Source organism: Phocaeicola sp. RTP21198st1_B8_RTP21198_201120 (assembly GCF_040929485.1).
Classification (GTDB): Bacteria; Bacteroidota; Bacteroidia; order Bacteroidales; family Bacteroidaceae; genus Phocaeicola; species Phocaeicola dorei.
Genome location: NZ_JBCOCI010000055.1, coordinates 16,244 through 33,762, shown reverse-complemented (window position 1 = coordinate 33,762; position 17,519 = coordinate 16,244). Strand labels below are relative to the sequence as shown.

At 41.5% G+C, this 17,519-nt stretch carries 13 protein-coding genes; 8 read left to right on the top strand and 5 right to left on the bottom strand.

Annotated features, from left to right (window positions below; genetic code table 11):
- Nucleotides 1–273 precede the first annotated feature (273 nt).
- Genes metA through AB5935_RS16915 form a run of 3 tightly spaced genes read left to right on the top strand, consistent with a single transcriptional unit; the run spans nucleotide 274 to nucleotide 3,966 of the window.
- Nucleotides 274–1,191, top strand: a complete 918-nt coding sequence (gene metA / locus AB5935_RS16925; protein WP_007836728.1) for a homoserine O-succinyltransferase — start codon at nucleotides 274–276, stop codon at nucleotides 1,189–1,191.
- Entirely contained in the window at nucleotides 1,188–3,017 is a 1,830-nt protein-coding gene (locus AB5935_RS16920; protein WP_007836729.1) for a peptidase U32 family protein, read from the top strand. Before metA ends, AB5935_RS16920 begins: the two co-directional genes overlap by 4 nt.
- Nucleotides 3,004–3,966 carry a zinc ribbon domain-containing protein gene (locus tag AB5935_RS16915; RefSeq protein WP_007836731.1) on the top strand — a complete coding sequence of 321 codons (963 nt, stop codon included), beginning with the start codon at nucleotides 3,004–3,006 and terminating at the stop codon, nucleotides 3,964–3,966. The genes AB5935_RS16920 and AB5935_RS16915 overlap by 14 nt, the downstream gene beginning before the upstream one ends.
- A 235-nt stretch (nucleotides 3,967–4,201) precedes the next feature.
- Here AB5935_RS16915 and AB5935_RS16910 read toward each other — a convergent pair whose 3' ends face one another.
- Nucleotides 4,202–6,625, bottom strand: coding sequence for a TonB-dependent receptor (locus tag AB5935_RS16910; RefSeq protein WP_038608750.1), 2,424 nt, complete (start codon nucleotides 6,623–6,625; stop codon nucleotides 4,202–4,204).
- Between the two features lie 169 nt (nucleotides 6,626–6,794).
- The gene (locus tag AB5935_RS16905; protein WP_007842260.1) at nucleotides 6,795–7,415 is read right to left on the bottom strand and encodes a response regulator transcription factor; all 621 of its coding nucleotides are present in this window, start codon (nucleotides 7,413–7,415) and stop codon (nucleotides 6,795–6,797) included.
- A 107-nt stretch (nucleotides 7,416–7,522) separates the two neighbouring features.
- Here AB5935_RS16905 and lpdA point away from each other — a divergent pair, with 107 nt between their 5' ends.
- The 5 genes from lpdA to AB5935_RS16880 all read left to right on the top strand — a co-directional run bounded on the left by lpdA (nucleotide 7,523) and on the right by AB5935_RS16880 (nucleotide 13,700).
- Nucleotides 7,523–8,872 (top strand): dihydrolipoyl dehydrogenase, encoded by a 1,350-nt coding sequence (gene lpdA / locus AB5935_RS16900; protein WP_007836736.1) that lies wholly within the window; start codon nucleotides 7,523–7,525, stop codon nucleotides 8,870–8,872.
- A complete protein-coding gene (locus tag AB5935_RS16895; protein ID WP_038608754.1) occupies nucleotides 8,872–9,624 on the top strand; it encodes a biotin/lipoate A/B protein ligase family protein in 753 nt (250 codons plus the stop codon). The genes lpdA and AB5935_RS16895 overlap by 1 nt, the downstream gene beginning before the upstream one ends.
- A 67-nt stretch (nucleotides 9,625–9,691) precedes the next feature.
- Complete coding sequence (locus AB5935_RS16890; protein ID WP_007836746.1) at nucleotides 9,692–11,041, top strand: dihydrolipoamide acetyltransferase family protein; 1,350 nt, start codon at nucleotides 9,692–9,694, stop codon at nucleotides 11,039–11,041.
- Nucleotides 11,042–11,069: 28 nt separating this feature from the next.
- Entirely contained in the window at nucleotides 11,070–13,103 is a 2,034-nt protein-coding gene (locus AB5935_RS16885) for a thiamine pyrophosphate-dependent enzyme (protein ID WP_007836747.1), read from the top strand.
- Nucleotides 13,104–13,175: 72 nt separating this feature from the next.
- Nucleotides 13,176–13,700 (top strand): flavodoxin, encoded by a 525-nt coding sequence (locus tag AB5935_RS16880; protein WP_007836748.1) that lies wholly within the window; start codon nucleotides 13,176–13,178, stop codon nucleotides 13,698–13,700.
- An 85-nt stretch (nucleotides 13,701–13,785) separates the two neighbouring features.
- Here AB5935_RS16880 and AB5935_RS16875 read toward each other — a convergent pair whose 3' ends face one another.
- The 3 genes from AB5935_RS16875 to radA are packed head-to-tail and all read right to left on the bottom strand — an operon-like array spanning nucleotide 13,786 to nucleotide 17,498.
- Nucleotides 13,786–15,429, bottom strand: coding sequence for an NAD(P)/FAD-dependent oxidoreductase (locus AB5935_RS16875; RefSeq protein WP_007836749.1), 1,644 nt, complete (start codon nucleotides 15,427–15,429; stop codon nucleotides 13,786–13,788).
- Nucleotides 15,430–15,443: 14 nt separating this feature from the next.
- Nucleotides 15,444–16,085, bottom strand: coding sequence for a DUF1847 domain-containing protein (locus AB5935_RS16870; RefSeq protein ID WP_007836750.1), 642 nt, complete (start codon nucleotides 16,083–16,085; stop codon nucleotides 15,444–15,446).
- Between the two features lie 45 nt (nucleotides 16,086–16,130).
- Nucleotides 16,131–17,498, bottom strand: a complete 1,368-nt coding sequence (radA, locus tag AB5935_RS16865) for a DNA repair protein RadA (protein WP_038608758.1) — start codon at nucleotides 17,496–17,498, stop codon at nucleotides 16,131–16,133.
- Between the last annotated feature and the right edge of the window lie 21 nt (nucleotides 17,499–17,519).

The window sequence follows — 17,519 nt, the reverse complement described above, 5'->3', positions numbered from 1 at the left end:
TCTGCAAATTCAGTAATGAGAGGACGTGTAAACGCAATAAGGACGTTCAAGGGCTTAGTTGCGGATTTGAGGTTAATAAATAAAATGAAGGAAGGGAAAAAGTGGAATCAAGACAGAAGTTGTGAAGATATGAGTGAAAATCTAAAAATAATCAAGGTTTGTTGATTGAAAACGATCAAGAAAGGAAATAATTTAGTCCAAAAGATCGTTTAGTAAGGAGATTTGGCGGGATTTTTTTAATTTTGCACTTACAACTAATTAACAGATAAGAAAATGCCGTTAAATTTACCCGATAAACTACCTGCTATTGAATTGCTGAAGGAGGAAAATATCTTCGTCATAGACAATTCACGTGCCAGTGCACAGGATATTCGTCCGTTAAAAATCGTGATATTGAATTTGATGCCGTTGAAGATAACGACAGAAACGGATTTGGTACGTTTGCTTTCCAACACTCCCTTGCAGTTGGAAATATCATTTATGAAGTTGAAAAGCCATACATCGAAAAATACGCCGGTGGAACATATGAAAGCATTCTATCATGACTTTGATTTGATGCGTGGCGAGAAATATGACGGGATGATTATTACGGGGGCTCCGGTAGAGCAGATGCCGTATGAGGATGTGAATTATTGGAATGAGATTACTACTATTTTTGATTGGGCGCGTACTCATGTTACCTCAACTCTCTATATTTGTTGGGCGGCCCAAGCCGGGCTTTATCATTTCTATGGAGTTCCCAAATATCCGCTGAAACAAAAAATGTTTGGTATTTTCCGCCATCATATCAATGTACAGGGATTGCCCATATTCCGTGGTTTTGATGATGAGTTTTTTGTACCACATAGCCGTCATACCGAAATACACCGTGAGGATATTCTGAAAGTAAAAGAGTTGGCTTTGATAGCTGAGTCTGATGAGTCTGGGGTTTATATGGCTATGGCTCGTAATGGGCGTGAATTCTTTATTACCGGGCATTCGGAGTATTCTCCTTATACGCTTGATACGGAATATAAGCGTGATTTGGGGAAAGGGTTGCCTATTGAAATGCCTGTAAATTATTATAAGGACGATAATCCGGACAATGCCCCGGTGGTGCGTTGGCGCGGACATGCCAATTTGTTGTTTTCTAATTGGTTGAACTATTATGTATATCAGGAAACCCCGTTTGATATAAACGAGATACGATGATTAGACAACGAAAAATAGAATTATTAGCTCCTGCTAAAAATCTGGAGTGCGGTATTGCAGCTGTTGATCACGGTGCTGATGCCATTTATATTGGTGCTCCCCGTTTCGGAGCACGTGCGGCTGCGGGGAATTCATTGGAGGATATTGCTGAGTTGGTGCGGTACGCTCATGTATATAATGTCCGTATCTATGTGACTGTGAATACGATTCTGAAGGATGAGGAACTGAAAGATACGGAAAAAATGATTTGGGATTTATACCGTGCCGGAGTGGATGCTTTGATAGTGCAGGATATGGGATTGTTGGAATTGAATCTGCCACCTATACCGTTACATGCCAGCACGCAGATGGATAATCGTACTTCTCAAAAAGTAAGATTCCTGGCTGAGGCAGGTTTCCGTCAGGTGGTATTGGCTCGTGAACTTTCTCTTGTTGAAATAGAAAATATCCATCATGCTTGTCCTGATGTGCCTTTGGAGGTATTTGTACATGGTGCTTTGTGTGTAAGCTATAGTGGACAATGTTATGTTAGTCAGGCTTGTTTTGGGCGTAGTGCCAACCGGGGGGAATGTGCCCAGTTCTGTCGCCTTGCTTTTGATATGATAGACGCGGACGGTAAATCTATAGTAAGGAATAAGCATCTATTGTCTCTGAAAGATTTGAATCAGAGCGAAGAGTTGGAGCAATTGCTGGATGCCGGAGCTTCTTCCCTGAAAATAGAGGGACGTTTGAAGGATGTATCTTACGTTAAAAATGTAACAGCTTACTATCGCCAGAAGCTGGATACTATTTTCAAACGTCGTAAAGAGTATATCCGTGCTTCATCGGGAGAAGTGAAATTAGAGTTCAAACCTCAATTGGATAAGAGTTTCAGTCGTGGTTTTACTAATTATTTTCTTTTTGACAGGAATAAGGATATTTTTTCTTTTGATACTCCCAAGTCTTTAGGGGAGGAGATGGGAACAGTGAAGGAAATTCGTGGTAATTATCTTACCGTAGCCGGAATCAAGTCTTTTAATAATGGAGATGGTGTTTGTTTTTTGGATGAGACTGGTAAGTTGCAGGGATTTCGCATAAACCGGGTGGAGAATAATAAATTATTTCCTCAGGAGATGCCTCGGATAAAGCCCCGTACGATACTTTATCGTAATTTTGATCAGGAATTTGAGAGGTTGATGTCGCGTAAATCAGCCGAAAGGAAAATTGCTGTCATTTTAAAATTGGCTGAGAATAATCGGGGCTTTACTCTGTCTCTGACTGATGAAGATGATAACAGTGTCAGTGTGGTGCTGGAAAGGGAGAAGGAACGTGCCCGTACTCTGCAGGAAGATAACTTGCGTACACAACTTGGAAAGTTAGGAAATACTCCATTTGAAGCATCAGATATAGTGATTGACTGGTCGGACAATTGGTTTATTCCGGCTTCTATGCTTGCCGAACTTCGCCGTAAGGGAATAGAGAAACTGCTGGAAGTGCGCCGTATTAACTATCGGCAGGAAATTTACAAGTTGCCTCGAACGCATCATGCTTTTCCTGTGAATGAATTGACTTATTTGGGAAATGTGATGAATGCTGATGCTGTTTCCTTCTATAGGAATCATGGTGTGCAGCGTATTGCTCCGGCTTATGAAAAGGCTCCGGCAGAAGAAGCAGTATTGATGTTTTGCAAGCATTGTTTGCGTTATAGTATGGGATGGTGCCCCTCTTGGCATAAAGTGCGTTCTCCTTATAAGGAACCTTATTATCTGGTTAGCTCGGATAACAGGCGTTTCCGTTTAGAGTTTGATTGTAAGAATTGTCAGATGAAAGTCTATGCTGAAAAGTAAGTACATCGGATTACTGTTTTTGGTATTGGCTATTTTGATGGCTTGCCAATATCCTTCACCTGTTACTTCGAGTGAGGATATGCCGCAAAAGACAAGGGATTCTGTCAATTATTTGGTGGAACGGCATTATACATTAAACAGTAATTTTGAGGTTACTTCAGATTCGCTTATGTTACAGCAACTACCATTGGTTGATGTGCTTCCTGTTTTTAAAGGAGAACGGCTGGTGGTAGCGGAGTTTATGATACAACCTGCTGATAGTGTGGATTCTGTATGGGTGAAGGTCGCACGGGACCAGGAAACAATGGGATGGGTACATGAAAAGGAATTGTTGGAGAAAGTAGTCCCTGTGGATTCAGTGTCACAGTTTATTCATTTTTTCAGTAATTCTCATACCATCGCTTTCTTTATCATATTAGGCTTTTTCGGTATTTGGTATGTTCATAGGGCTATTCGTCGCCAGAAGCTGCAATTAATTTGGTTGAATGATATTGATAGCGTTTTTCCTACAGTTCTTTCTTGGTTGGTAGCTACCGCAGCTACGCTTTATGCTAGTATTCAGCATTTTGTTCCAGGAACTTGGGAGCAGTTTTATTATAATCCTTCTTTGAATCCTTTTAGCTTGCCTTTTATTCTTTCTCTTTTCATGTTTAATATTTGGGGAATTATTCTTGTGGGGTTGGCTACTTTAGATGATTTGTTTCATCAGACACATATTGAAGCTGCATGTTTTTATTTGTTGGGATTGATGTCCTGCTGCATCTTTCTATATTTGTTTTTTACATTTACTACGTACTACTATTTGGGTTATCCATGTTTATTGGTATATGCTGTATGGTCATTTAATCGTATAAAGCACGCTTCTCGGTATAAATTCAGTTGTGGAAATTGCGGGGCGAAGATGAAGAATAAAGGAGTGTGTCCTCATTGCGGCGCTGTCAATGAATAATTTTATAGTTTGCTTCTTTTAACAAAGACTCAAGCAGTTTTCTATAGTAAACAGCATTTTCTCTATGTACATACACTCAAACGAATAGGTTTGTTTTAGGAGCTATTCGCTTCATTTGCAGCAATAATAAAGTTCTTACTTTTCTTAGTGTGACAGAAAATAAATTTGATTTGGTAAATGTGGAAACAGAAAGGGAGTTCTGCGAAGAACCCCCTTTTTATTTTTGCAAGAATGGTTAGAAGTGATAACGTATATCCACCCCCAGTTGTAAAGGTCTGCTTTTTTGTTCGAATCCTCTATGCATGGTTTCAAAATAGAAGGTTGTATAATCCTTGTTGGTTAAATTACGTCCCCATACATCTATCTGTAAAGCTTCTGTCTGCAAAGAAATGCGCCCGTTCAGTGTTCCGTAAAAACTTTGTGAGACATTGTTTTTTTCAGTCCAATAAATTTTTCCTGCTCCGGTATAGCTCATGCCTAAAGTCAGGCTTTGCATCCAATTGCTTTTATCGAAAAAGAAACTATAATTTGCGCCTGCATTCATGGTATGGCGGGGAACAAATGGTACATAATTGCCGCTATAATCAATTTGCTCTTCTGATGATGTAGTACCTCCGTCATATTTTTTGAATGTGGAATGAGTATATCCATAACTTACATTCATATTCAGGTTTTTGTTGATAGATGCCAGAAAGCTGGCCTCTACTCCATAACTTTCGCTACTACCGGCATTGACCATCATTCGTCCCAAGCCACTATTGACAAATTTGGCGATTTGTTGGTCGTGGGTATCCATGTAGAATGCGGCAAGGTCGGTCTTCAGTTTGCCGTTGAACAAACTGAGATGTGATCCCACTTCGTAATTCCAGCTGTACTCGGGCTTGTAGACTGTTGTTTCTTGTACGTTCAATTCTTTTCCGTAGTTGGGCATGTGTTGCTTGATCATTCCTTCTATCATACCTGCCATAGATTCTGGTGCCTTGTTTAGTATGGCTTCAATCATTTTTTGTTGCATGTCACTTTGTATCAGTTCTGAAAACATCTGTACGTTATACCCTCCGGAACGATATCCTTTGGTTATGCTTACATACATATTGTTTGCAGGACTGAAATCGTATTTAAAAGCTAGTTTGGGAAGTAGCTGTACATAGTCGTTTTTTTCTTTTCCTTCCAATAGCGGTGCGGCATTCAAATTTCTGAATGGAATATTAAGGGGAGGCATTGCCATTTTAAGAAAGAAATCGAAATCGATATTACTATCCGAGAAATAATTCATAGACATTTTTTCATATTCCAAACGCAAACCTGTTGTTACTGAAAGGCCTTTCACAAACAGGTCATTGAATGTAGATTGGTGGTACAGTGCGGTGCTGAATACCGGTGTGTCAAAACTTCCACTTACGCGGATACGGTTGTTCAAAACGTCCAGACTCATTTCAGGGGTACGGGGATTGTCTAAATGAATTTTCTTGAAAGTATTGTTGATGTTCCCTTCGATCATATCGGTCACTCCGTCCTCCATGAAGTTTACCGGACCGGTGGTATGTAGCCATTGATAAAAACCACTAACTCCTGTAACCCATTGCCAGCGCTTGTTGTTTTTGCTTTTAAAAGTAATCTCTTCACTGATGGTATTCAGACGTTGCTTCTGCTCAATAGTATAAATGCTGACAGGCAGGAAATCCTGGTCCATAAACATACGGTCATTTAAATTCTGAAATCCAGTAACAGCGCTTAAGATAAACTTTTGTGCCTGGTATTCAATATTCAAACCGGTATTGAACAGTCCACGGCGATAAGTACAATCCTGATCGTATGAAATCTTCCCTGTGTAGTTTTTATATTTTTCATTCTCTTTGTCGTATCCGTCTATAGCTCCTGTATAGTAATAAGGGTATCCTCCTTCGTCACTATAATCATAGCCTATGGTAAAGTCTAGTTTTAGGTTTTCTGAAGGCAGCCAGATAGCATGTATTCGTCCGCCTCCCGCTTCCATATTATCTACTTTTTTCCCATTAAGAGAATTGCGGAAGAATCCGTCTGAGCCCTCATAATAACCACCGGCGGAGAAAGCAAAACAGTCACTCCAACGATGGTAATGGGTTAATGAAACACTGCGGTAGTTACTTTTTGTTCCATAACTCAGTTTTACGTCTGTTCCCTGATAGGAGAATGGAGAGCGGGTATGTACTTTGATTAATCCCCCCATGGTATTGCGTCCGTACAAGGTTCCTTGTGGACCGCGAAGAATATCAATACGTTCTATATCATAAAAATTGAAATCAAATGCAGATTTGTCAATGTAAGGGATATTGTCCACATACAAACCTACCGCAGGAGTGTTGATACGCGAACCGATTCCCCGGATATAAATAGCTGAGGTGAGTCTTGAACCATAGTCGGGCATAAAGAAATTGGGTACCAGTGAACTCACGTTCTTTAAAGTTGTGATTTGGTTTGCTTGCATATCTTTTTGGGAGAGTAAAGATACGGCTGTAGGGAGTTCCCTTAATTTTCCGGTTTCTTTAGGTGAAGCGATAACCACCACCTCTTCTATATCAATGACTTTCGTAGTATCCTTAGGCAGCGTGTTGATATTTTCCGCAAAAGTTGTTGTAGCCAGCAGGCAGGATGTAATGAATAAAATGTTTTTTCTCATATTTATTGTTTGGTTTTATTTGATACATCACGGATGACCAGAGTTGTTACAAGTTTCTACCAGGCGGAAAATTTATACATTCCACTCTGTATAATCCATGATGGAGAATGATTCCGGCTGCAAAGTAACGGTAAACCTGATATGTGTGCAATCCTAATAAATGAGGATTTTATATTCTGTCTGCCTCAATGTAACCGTTCATCACAGCATAGACAGTTAGCCCGGATACAGATTTGATACCCAGTTTTTCGGTAATATTCTTGCGGTGGGAGATGACAGTGGTCAGGCTGATATGAAGTTTGTCTGCTATTTCCTTATTGATAAGTCCTTTGGTGATAAGTATCAATACTTCTATTTCCCGGATAGACAATTCATGTTCTGTTTTTTCTATATGCATTGCTTTATCTACTGCTTGTTTTCTTGCCTGATGTCCATATTGGCGTAATTGATGGATGTCTTTTATCAAAGAACCTTCATCTTGGTAGATATTCAGCTTGGGGATACCGGATAATTGAGGTTGGTTGTCACCTCCTGCTAATACAATTGTTTTTGGTTTACGAAGTAAAAAGAAGGAAGTATGTTCAAAATAGATTTGGGCAGAAATAAAATAGTGGGCATACATGTCCGGTGTGTCATCCGTCAACTCACCAAACGAATGGAATACACGGATAGTAGCCATTGGAATGATATCTTCCAAAATGTTTTTTAACCCCAGACAAGTAAGGGTATTTGGATCTACTATGGCTATTTCGGGATGATGCATAATGCTTTCTTTGGTGCAAAGATACATATCTTTTAGAAAAAATAGGTTCATAAAGATGAAGAAATCTTCTTTTGGACAACTAAGTCCCTCACTTATTTGTTGTTAGAGTATATAAAGCTTAAAACCTTAACAATATGAAATATGATATAGCGATAATCGGTGGGGGACCTGCCGGATATACGGCTGCGGAAAGAGCTGCTGCCGGAGGATTGAAAACTGTGATTTTTGAAAAGAAAGCCATGGGAGGTGTTTGTTTGAATGAAGGATGTATCCCTACGAAAACTCTTTTGTATTCAGCAAAATTATTGGATAATGCAAAAGGTGCGGCAAAATATGGAATTGCTGTACCGGATGGAATCAGCTTCAATTTGGAGAAAATAATAGACCGTAAAGATAAAGTGGTCAAGAAACTGACCGGAGGTGTAAAACAGACTGTGAAATCTTATGGAGCCGAATTGATAGAAAAAGAAGCGGTTATAACCGGAGAAGATAATGGACTGATTCAAATTTTAGCCGGAGGAGAAAAATATGAAGTGACTTATCTGTTGGTTTGTACAGGTTCGGATACCGTGATTCCACCCATTAAAGGCTTGTCGGAAATAGATTATTGGACTTCCAAAGAGGCTTTGGAAATGGCTGCATTACCTAAATCGCTGGCTATTATTGGTGGCGGAGTAATTGGAATGGAATTTGCTTCTTTCTTTAATAGTATGGGGGTAAAGGTGAGTGTCATTGAGATGATGCCTGAAATATTAGGGGCTATGGACAAGGAAACCAGTGCGATGTTACGTACAGAGTATCAGAAGCGAGGGATTAACTTCCAATTGAATTCTAAAGTGATTGAAGTCAGTCCGGCAGGAGTTACCATAGAAAAAGCCGGTAAATTATCACTGATTGAAGCGGATAAGGTTCTGGTAAGTGTAGGCAGAAAAGCGAATCTGAACCAAGTGGGGCTGGATAAACTAAAAGTGGAAATGGTGCGTAACGGTGTAAAAGTGGATGAACACATGCTTACTTCCCATCCTAAAGTCTATGCTTGTGGAGATATAACCGGATACTCCATGTTGGCTCATACGGCTATTCGTGAAAGCGAAGTTGCCATTAATCATATTCTGGGAGTGGAGGACCGGATGAATTATCATTGTGTACCGGGGGTGGTATATACGAATCCTGAACTGGCCGGAGTGGGAAAAACGGAAGAGGAGTTGAAAGCATCAGGAACTAGCTATCATGTACAGAAATTACCGATGGCTTATTCGGGGCGTTTCGTGGCAGAAAATGAAACAGGGAACGGGCTTTGCAAATTGATTTTGGATGAGGAAGACCGCATTATAGGTTGCCATTTGTTGGGAAATCCTGCTTCGGAAATAATCGTTGTAGCGGGGATTGCCGTTCAATATGGATATACTGTAGAAGAATTTCAAAAAACGGTATTTCCACATCCTACGGTAGGCGAGATTTATCACGAAACACTTTTTGCATAATGTTTTGCATAGATAACCGCTGTACGGATGTTTATTTCAATTTGGCAGTGGAGGAGTATCTTTTAAAGCAGACACAGGGGGATTATTTTGTAATTTGGCAGTCGGAACCTTCCGTGGTCATGGGCAAGAATCAGTCTGTTCGTGCCGAGGTGAATGAGGATTACAGGATAGAGAAGGGCATTCGTTTGGCTCGTAGGTTTTCGGGAGGTGGTGCAGTTTACCATGATAAGGGAAATATTAATCTTACTTTTATAGAAACGACATCGCAACCCCTGTTTGAAGACTATTTGCAGCGTATTGTTGGTTTTCTGGAAACGATGGGAGTCACGGCCTATACGGATGAGCGTTTGGGGATTTATCTGGATGGAAAGAAAATATCGGGCAGTGCGCAATGTATTCATAAAAACCGTGTGATGTATCATTGTACTTTGTTATTTTCTGCAAACTTGGATATACTTCATACAGTGTTGAAGGGGAAGTCTGATGAATTGGAGTCGATTCCCGGATTAAAGAATATCCGTGCCGTACCGTCTGTACCTAGTGAAGTGGTCAATCTCAATTGTTTTTTGGATGTTTCGGTGAATATCAAACGGTTTATTCATCTTTTGTTTCATTACTTCTTGATAGAAGATGAAAAGAATAGCATTTATCATTTTTCCCGAAAGGATTTGGCGGCAATCGAGTTGCTGAAAGTAGAAAAATATTCTAATGAGGATTGGATACATCACCGGGTCACCTTAAAAAAGATTTAAGTTAAAACTTTCTTTTTCAGTGGCTTGTTGTTCATATAAAAGGATTAAAAAAAATAAAATTATCAATATGTCAAGATTTGAAATAAAAATGCCTAAGCTAGGCGAAAGTATTACTGAAGGAACCATTATATCCTGGTCGGTAAAAGTGGGTGATACTGTCCAAGAGGACGATGTCTTGTTCGAAGTGAATACAGCAAAGGTCAGTGCTGAAATTCCATCTCCCGTAGAAGGCAAGGTGATCGGGATATTATTTAAAGAAGGAGATACCGTACCTGTAGGTACAGTAGTAGCAATTGTAGATATAGATAGTGATGAAGGAATAGGAGAGGCTCTTGTAGAAGAGCGAAATGTACCGCAAGTAGAAGAAACGTCCTCCCATGTACCATCTGTAACATCTGTTCAGGAAGTAAAGGAAGTTCCTAAGGCAATAGCGGCTAAAACAGAAGAAGAGCGTTGGTATTCCCCCATTGTACTTCAGCTGGCTCAGGCTGCACATATTTCGAAAGAGGAATTGGATCGTATTCAAGGGACAGGATATGAAGGGCGTCTGAGTAAAAAAGATATAAAAGCTTATATTACTAGAAAGGAACAAGGTAACATAACCGTAACTGAACCTGTATCTGCATCCGCCCAATCTGTTAAGGCTGTTTCTGTCCGGACTTCTCCAACTGCGCCATCATCGGCTTCCTCTTTAACACCCCCAGTTTCCGGTTCGCAAGAAGGCGTGGAAGTGAAAGAGATGGATCGTGTCCGGAAAATGATTGCCGATCACATGGTTATGTCTAAACATACCTCTCCTCATGTTACGAATGTGGTAGAAGTGGATGTGACCAAACTCGTGAAATGGCGTGATAAGAATAAAGAGGCTTTTTTCCGTCGTGAAGGAGTCAAATTGACTTATATGCCTGCCATAACCGAAGCCGTAACGAAGGCATTGGTTGCCTATCCGCAGGTAAATGTATCTGTAGACGGTTATAATATCCTGTTTAAAAAGCATATCAATGTCGGTATTGCTGTTTCACTGAATGATGGAAATCTGATTGTTCCGGTGATACATGATGCCGACAGGTTGAATTTGAATGGTTTGGCTGTGACCATTGATACTCTGGCGGTGAAAGCGCGTGATAATAAACTGATGCCGGATGACATTTCGGGTGGTACGTTTACGATTACTAATTTTGGAACTTTCAAGTCTTTGTTTGGTACTCCTATAATCAATCAGCCGCAGGTTGCCATTCTCGGTGTGGGATATATCGAAAAGAAGCCGGCAGTTATTGAAACTTCTGAAGGCGATGTGATTGCTGTCCGTCATAAAATGTATCTTTCTTTGTCATACGATCATCGGGTGGTGGATGGTATGTTAGGGGGGCAATTCCTCTATGCGATAAAAGATTATCTGGAAAATTGGAAAGAATAACCATTCATCACAGTAAAAAAATAATATAATGAAAAAATATGATATAAAGACCACTGATACCGAAACGTTGAAAAAGTGGTATCATTTGATGGTATTGGGACGTGCGCTTGATGAAAAAGCTCCGTCTTATCTGTTGCAATCATTGGGTTGGTCCTATCATGCGCCTTATGCGGGGCATGACGGAATCCAATTGGCCGTAGGTCAAGTCTTTACCAAAGGAGAGGACTTCCTTTTTCCATACTATCGCGATATGCTGACCGTGCTTTCGGCAGGCATGAGTGTGGAGGAATTGATATTGAATGGCATTTCGAAAGCAACTGATCCCGGCAGTGGAGGACGTCATATGTCCAACCACTTTGCTAAACCCGAATGGCATATAGAAAATGTGTCGTCCGCTACCGGAACGCATGACCTTCATGCTGCCGGAGTGGCGCGTGCCATGGTGTATTATGGACATAAGGGGGTGGCGATCACTTCGCATGGAGAGTCTGCTTCTTCGGAAGGATATGTTTACGAGGCGATTAACGGGGCCAGTAGGGAAGGTCTTCCTGTGATATTTGTATGGCAGGATAATGGGTACGGTATCTCTGTTCCCAAAAAGGATCAGACAGTTGCCCGGAAGTATGCTGATAATTTTTCCGGTTTTAAGAATCTGAAGATTATTCATTGTAATGGCAAAGATGTGTTCGACTCGATGAATGCCATGAGTGAAGCCCGTGAATTTGCCATAGCCCATCGTACTCCTGTTATTGTACATGCCAATTGTGTCCGTATTGGTTCCCATTCTAATTCAGATAAACAGACGTTGTATCGGGATGAAAACGAATTGGCTTATGTAAAAGAGGCTGATCCTTTGATGAAATTCCGCCGGATGCTGTTGCGTTACAAACGTCTTACGGAAGAAGAGTTGCAACAGATAGAAGCAGCGGCAAAGAAAGAACTGTCGGTTGCTAACCGGAAAGCACTTGCAGCGCCTGATCCTGATCCGAAAAGTATCTTTGATTATGTTTTGCCCGATCCTTATATACCGGAAAAGTATAAAGAGGGACTTCATCAAGAAGAAAATGGTGAGAAGGCCTTTATGGTAACTGCTATCAACGAAACGTTGAAAGAGGAATTCCGCCATAATCCGGATACTTTCATTTATGGGCAGGATGTAGCGAATAAAGAGAAAGGTGGAGTATTCAATATTACTAAAGGAATGCAGCAGGAGTTTGGGGATGCCCGCGTGTTTAATGCTCCTATAGCAGAGGACTATATTGTGGGTACGGCAAATGGCATGTGCCGTTTCGATCCTAAGATACATGTCGTTATTGAAGGAGCTGAATTTGCCGATTATTTCTGGCCTGCTGTGGAGCAATATGTAGAGTGTACTCATGAATACTGGCGTAGCAATGGGAAGTTTGTTCCCAATATTGTATTACGTCTGGCCTCGGGTGGATATATTGGTGGTGGACTTTATCATTCTCAAAATATAGAGGGTGCATTAGCTACTTTGCCGGGGGCCCGGATTGTTTGCCCTTCTTTTGCCGATGATGCGGCCGGGTTGCTTCGTACTGCGATGCGCTCTCGTGGGTTTACTTTATATCTTGAACCGAAGGCCTTGTATAATTCAGTAGAGGCTTCTTCCGTAGTACCCGAAGAATTTGAGGTTCCGTTTGGGAAGGCGCGTATCCGCCGTGAAGGTACAGATTTAAGTATGATAACGTATGGAAATACAACTCATTTCTGTTTGAATGTGGCTGAACGCTTGGCTCAAGAGGGGTGGAGTGTGGAAGTGATTGATCTTCGCTCGCTTATTCCACTGGATAAAGAAACTATTTATGCGTCAGTGAAGAAAACAAGTAAGGCTTTGGTGGTTCATGAGGATAAAGTTTTCTCTGGTTTCGGAGCTGAAATTGCTGCCGGAATTGGTACGGAGCTGTTCCGTTATCTGGATGCTCCTGTACAGCGTGTAGGTTCTGTTTTCACTCCTGTAGGTTTCCATCCTATATTGGAAAAGGCTATTTTACCTACTGAGGATAAAATTTATGATGCAGCCAGGACACTGCTGGAATATTAATCAAATGTCCACAGGTTACATGGACCGTTTTATATGTTGTCCGTGTTAATCTGTGGTGAATAAAAAAGAATTATGAAAACAATAGGATTATTTTATGCAATGAATGCAGCCAAGACTTCCCATATAGCTGAAAAGATTCGGGAAGATTTGGGAGGAGTGAAAGTAATAGAAGTCGTTTTGATAGAAAAGGCTTGGCAGAATGATTTTCAAGCGTATGACAATATGATAGTGGGAGCGTCAACTTGGTTTGATGGTGAACTTCCTACTTATTGGGACGAACTGGTTCCCGAATTGGAGTCGTTGGATTTAAAGGGAAAGAAAGTAGCAATATTCGGTTTGGGGGATCAGAAGAACTATCCTGATAATTTTGTGGATGGAATGGGGATTTTAGCAGATGCTTTTCAAAAGGCGGGGGCTGAGTTGGTCGGTTTTACTTCGACAGACGGATATACCTTCAACCAATCGAGGGCAGTACGTGGTGAAAAATTCTGCGGTTTGGTAATTGACCAAGAAAATCAGGCTCAATTGACCAGTAAACGTATTGCTGATTGGTGCAAGCTGATAAAAGAAGACTTTACTTCCAATAAGAAAGAATAATAAAATAATATCGCAAATCATTTATTTACTGTAGGGGCGCATTTAATGCGCCCAAATGTATACAGTAAATCATTTTCGGACAGATTCAATCCTCCTCTATACCTAAATAAGTGGCAACGGCTTCCGCACATCTTTCTCCATCAATACCTGCTGAAACAATTCCGCCGGCATAACCTGCCCCTTCTCCACAAGGAAATAACCCGTTGATAGTGACGTGTTGCAGTGTCTCGTTATCTCGCAGAATCCGTACCGGAGCCGATGTGCGTGTTTCGACACCAATCATCACTGCTTCATTGGTCAGAAAGCCATGACTGCTTTTCCCAAATTGTTGGAAGCCTTTGATCAAACGGCTGGTGATGAATGTGGGCATCCAAAAATGCAGAGGAGAGGAAACTAATCCCGGACTATACGAACTGTCAGGTAAATCATAGCTTAGTTTTTTGCGGGTGAAGTCCATCATTCGTTGTGAGGGTGCGGTTTGGCGCATATTGCCTTGTTGCCAGCAGGTGGCTTCTAATGCTTCTTGAAAATACATCATGGTTAATGGACAATGGCCGGTAGTCCATTGACCATTATTTTTATTCGTGGCTTTTAATTCTTCACTTTTCGTTTTTAATTCTTCTGTAAAAAGACTATTGTCCGACAGGTCTTCCGGTCTGATTTCTACTACCATTCCGGAATTGCTCCATTTGGAGCCACGGTTGCTGGGACTCATGCCGTTTACTACAATTTGATGCGGACCGCTTGCGGCGGGAACTACGAATCCTCCCGGACACATACAAAAACTATAGACTCCACGTCCTTCTGCTTGTGTCACAAAGCTATATTCGGCGGCAGGCAGATACTTTCCACGTCCGTTTTTATTATGATATTGTATCTGGTCAATCAGCATGGACGGGTGTTCCAGACGTACTCCTACCGCAATACCTTTGGCTTCCATTTCTACACCATTATCATATAACCACTGATATACATCCCGTGCGGAGTGTCCGGTAGCCAGAATAACAGGTCCTTTGAAAGTCTTTCCGGTATTTGTCTCTATACCTGTGATTTTGTTTTTTTCTATGATAAGGGAATCCATTCGTGTTTCGAAATGCACTTCACCTCCACATTCTATGATGGTATTCCGCATGTTTTCAATCACGCGCGGCAGCTTGTCCGTACCGATGTGCGGATGGGCATCTACCAAAATGGAGGTACTGGCACCATGTTGACAGAATACATTCAGAATTTTGTCTACATTACCCCGCTTTTTGCTTCGGGTATAGAGCTTACCATCTGAATAGGCTCCTGCTCCTCCTTCTCCGAAACTATAATTACTTTCGGAGTCAACTTTGTGCTCACGGCTGATACGGGCGATATCTATTTTTCTATCGCGTACATTTTTTCCTCGTTCCACTACGACAGGCCGAAGTCCTAACTCTATTAATCGTAAAGCTGCAAACAGTCCGCCCGGACCTGCTCCTACAACTATGACTTGTGGCTTTCCTTCTACCTTATTGTATATAGTGCGGATAAATTCCTCGTCCTGCGGAACTTCATTGATGTACAGACGCACTTTCAGGTTTACATAGATAGTACGCTGACGTGCGTCTATGCTTCTTTTCAGGATACGAAGGGCATGAATGGTACGTATATCCAATCCCTTGTCACGTCCGATGAATTGTTTCAGTGACTGTTCATTAGCTGCCTGTTCAGGCAAGACTCTTATTTGAAATTCTTGTATCATGGTTCTTGTTTAGGTTATTCGCCTTCCGGCATTAATTTTTTGCGATAATAGGAATTGGCGGTATATAATGCGGCGGCAGGATTGTGTCCTGTCACACGGTCTTTGGTCACCAAAGTTGTAGTATAGGCATTAGAGTATTTGTAGAACAGGCTGTCATGTCCTACGCACAGTCCGATCACCACATTTAACTCTGTATGTGCTTGGTTGAGAAGACGTGCCTGCAGGATAGGGTTACACATAGCAGCACCGATATTCTCACATTCTTTGGGGATTCCAATAGAGGATTTGGCTGCTCCGGCTACTTTGCAGATTACTGAGTAAACCTCAAAGCCGTTAGCACGGAGGATACGGGCAAAAATACGGGCTTCATTTACCAACCCGATACAATAAGCAATTCCTATTTTTTGATATCCCATCTTTCGTGCAAAAGTCATGATTTCTTCCACACGGGTTAACCGGCAATAACCTTCATATTCCACTTCGGCACTGGCCACCATTACGTTGTGGTTTTCGTTATATCGTTTCAGTGCCCATTCCAAGTCTTCTTGTTCCAAATGGGTTGTCAGGCAAAATTCGGGGTAGGTGCGCTCTTTGAACTTGCAGTTCTGTGTGCCGCAATCTACGCAGGTAGGGGTGTGAGATTTATCTTTTGTCATTTTATATCATTCTTCAAATTAAGTCTTAAAGGAGAAAATAGATTTTTATCCAAACAAGGCCCGGAATGCTTCTTCCACTTTTCTGACCGGAATAATTTCTATTTTCAATTTTGATGTATCCATTCCTTGTAAATTATGTTTTGGTATAAGGATTCGTTTAAAGCCTAACTTTTCCGCTTCTCCGATTCGCTGTTCAATACGGTTTACAGGTCGGATTTCACCACTTAGTCCCACTTCTCCGGCCATGCAGGTATCGCGTTCTACCTCTGTATCCATATTGCTGGATAGAATGGCACTGATGACAGACAAGTCGATGGCCGGATCATTCACTTTCAATCCACCCGCAATGTTTAAAAAGACATCTTTTTGTGCCAGTTTGAATCCTACCCGTTTTTCGAGTACTGCCAGAAGCATATTCATACGTCGTAAATCAAATCCGGTGGCAGAACGTTGCGGATTTCCATATACAGCCGAACTGACTAAGGCTTGTGTTTCAATTAAGAAAGGACGGACACCTTCTATGGCAGAGGCGATAGCGACTCCACTCATTCCGTCATGGTCTTGGCTAAGCAACAGTTCGGACGGGTTGCTCACTTGGCGCAAACCATTTTGCCGCATTTCATAAATGCCCAGTTCGGCAGTGCTTCCGAAACGGTTCTTGATGCTACGAAGAATGCGGTACATATAATGTTGGTCACCTTCAAATTGCAATACGGTGTCTACAATATGTTCCAGTACTTTCGGTCCGGCAATGCTTCCTTCTTTATTGATATGGCCGATTAAGATGACCGGCGTATTTGTTTCTTTGGCAAATTTCAAAATAGAGGCGGAACATTCACGCACCTGTACTAAACTGCCGGGAGAAGAGTCTATTGTTTCAGTGGAGATGGTTTGAATAGAGTCGATGATGACGAGATCGGGTTGTGTATTCTTTATATGTATATAAATCTGCTCCAATGAAGTTTCACAGACGATCAGGCACTCGGAAGAATTATGCGGGATACGGTCTGCACGTAGTTTTAATTGTCGTGCACTTTCTTCTCCCGAAATATACAATACTTTTCTGTCAGGCAGATGAAGTACGGTTTGCAACACCAAGGTAGATTTGCCTATCCCCGGTTCACCACCCAGTAAAACGAGTGAGCCCGGTACTAAACCACCTCCCAATACCCGGTTCAGCTCTTCGTCTTGCATATCAATTCGAGGCTCGTCTCCTCCGGTTATGTCATTCAGTGTGACAGGCTTGCTTTTTACGGGCTCCAGACCGGATACCGGTCTTTTATTTGCAGGTTCCTTGCGTACAACTTCTTCTACGTATGTGTTCCATGCACCGCAAGACGGACATTTCCCTACCCATTTGGGTGAATCCTGCCCACAGTTGGTGCATACATATACAGTTTTTTCCTTTGCCATATTCTTACGGGATAATTAAAA

Coding starts and splice junctions, on each gene's coding strand:
- radA (WP_038608758.1), bottom strand. CDS start 17,498: ATGGCAAAGGAAAAAACTGTATATGTATGCACCAACTGTGGGCAGGAT.
- AB5935_RS16905 (WP_007842260.1), bottom strand. CDS start 7,415: ATGTATCTTTGCACCAAAGAAAGCATTATGCATCATCCCGAAATAGCC.
- AB5935_RS16870 (WP_007836750.1), bottom strand. CDS start 16,085: ATGACAAAAGATAAATCTCACACCCCTACCTGCGTAGATTGCGGCACA.
- AB5935_RS16895 (WP_038608754.1), top strand. CDS start 8,872: ATGTTTTGCATAGATAACCGCTGTACGGATGTTTATTTCAATTTGGCA.
- AB5935_RS16920 (WP_007836729.1), top strand. CDS start 1,188: ATGATTAGACAACGAAAAATAGAATTATTAGCTCCTGCTAAAAATCTG.
- lpdA (WP_007836736.1), top strand. CDS start 7,523: ATGAAATATGATATAGCGATAATCGGTGGGGGACCTGCCGGATATACG.
- AB5935_RS16885 (WP_007836747.1), top strand. CDS start 11,070: ATGAAAAAATATGATATAAAGACCACTGATACCGAAACGTTGAAAAAG.
- AB5935_RS16890 (WP_007836746.1), top strand. CDS start 9,692: ATGTCAAGATTTGAAATAAAAATGCCTAAGCTAGGCGAAAGTATTACT.
- AB5935_RS16915 (WP_007836731.1), top strand. CDS start 3,004: ATGCTGAAAAGTAAGTACATCGGATTACTGTTTTTGGTATTGGCTATT.
- AB5935_RS16880 (WP_007836748.1), top strand. CDS start 13,176: ATGAAAACAATAGGATTATTTTATGCAATGAATGCAGCCAAGACTTCC.
- AB5935_RS16875 (WP_007836749.1), bottom strand. CDS start 15,429: ATGATACAAGAATTTCAAATAAGAGTCTTGCCTGAACAGGCAGCTAAT.
- metA (WP_007836728.1), top strand. CDS start 274: ATGCCGTTAAATTTACCCGATAAACTACCTGCTATTGAATTGCTGAAG.
- AB5935_RS16910 (WP_038608750.1), bottom strand. CDS start 6,625: ATGAGAAAAAACATTTTATTCATTACATCCTGCCTGCTGGCTACAACA.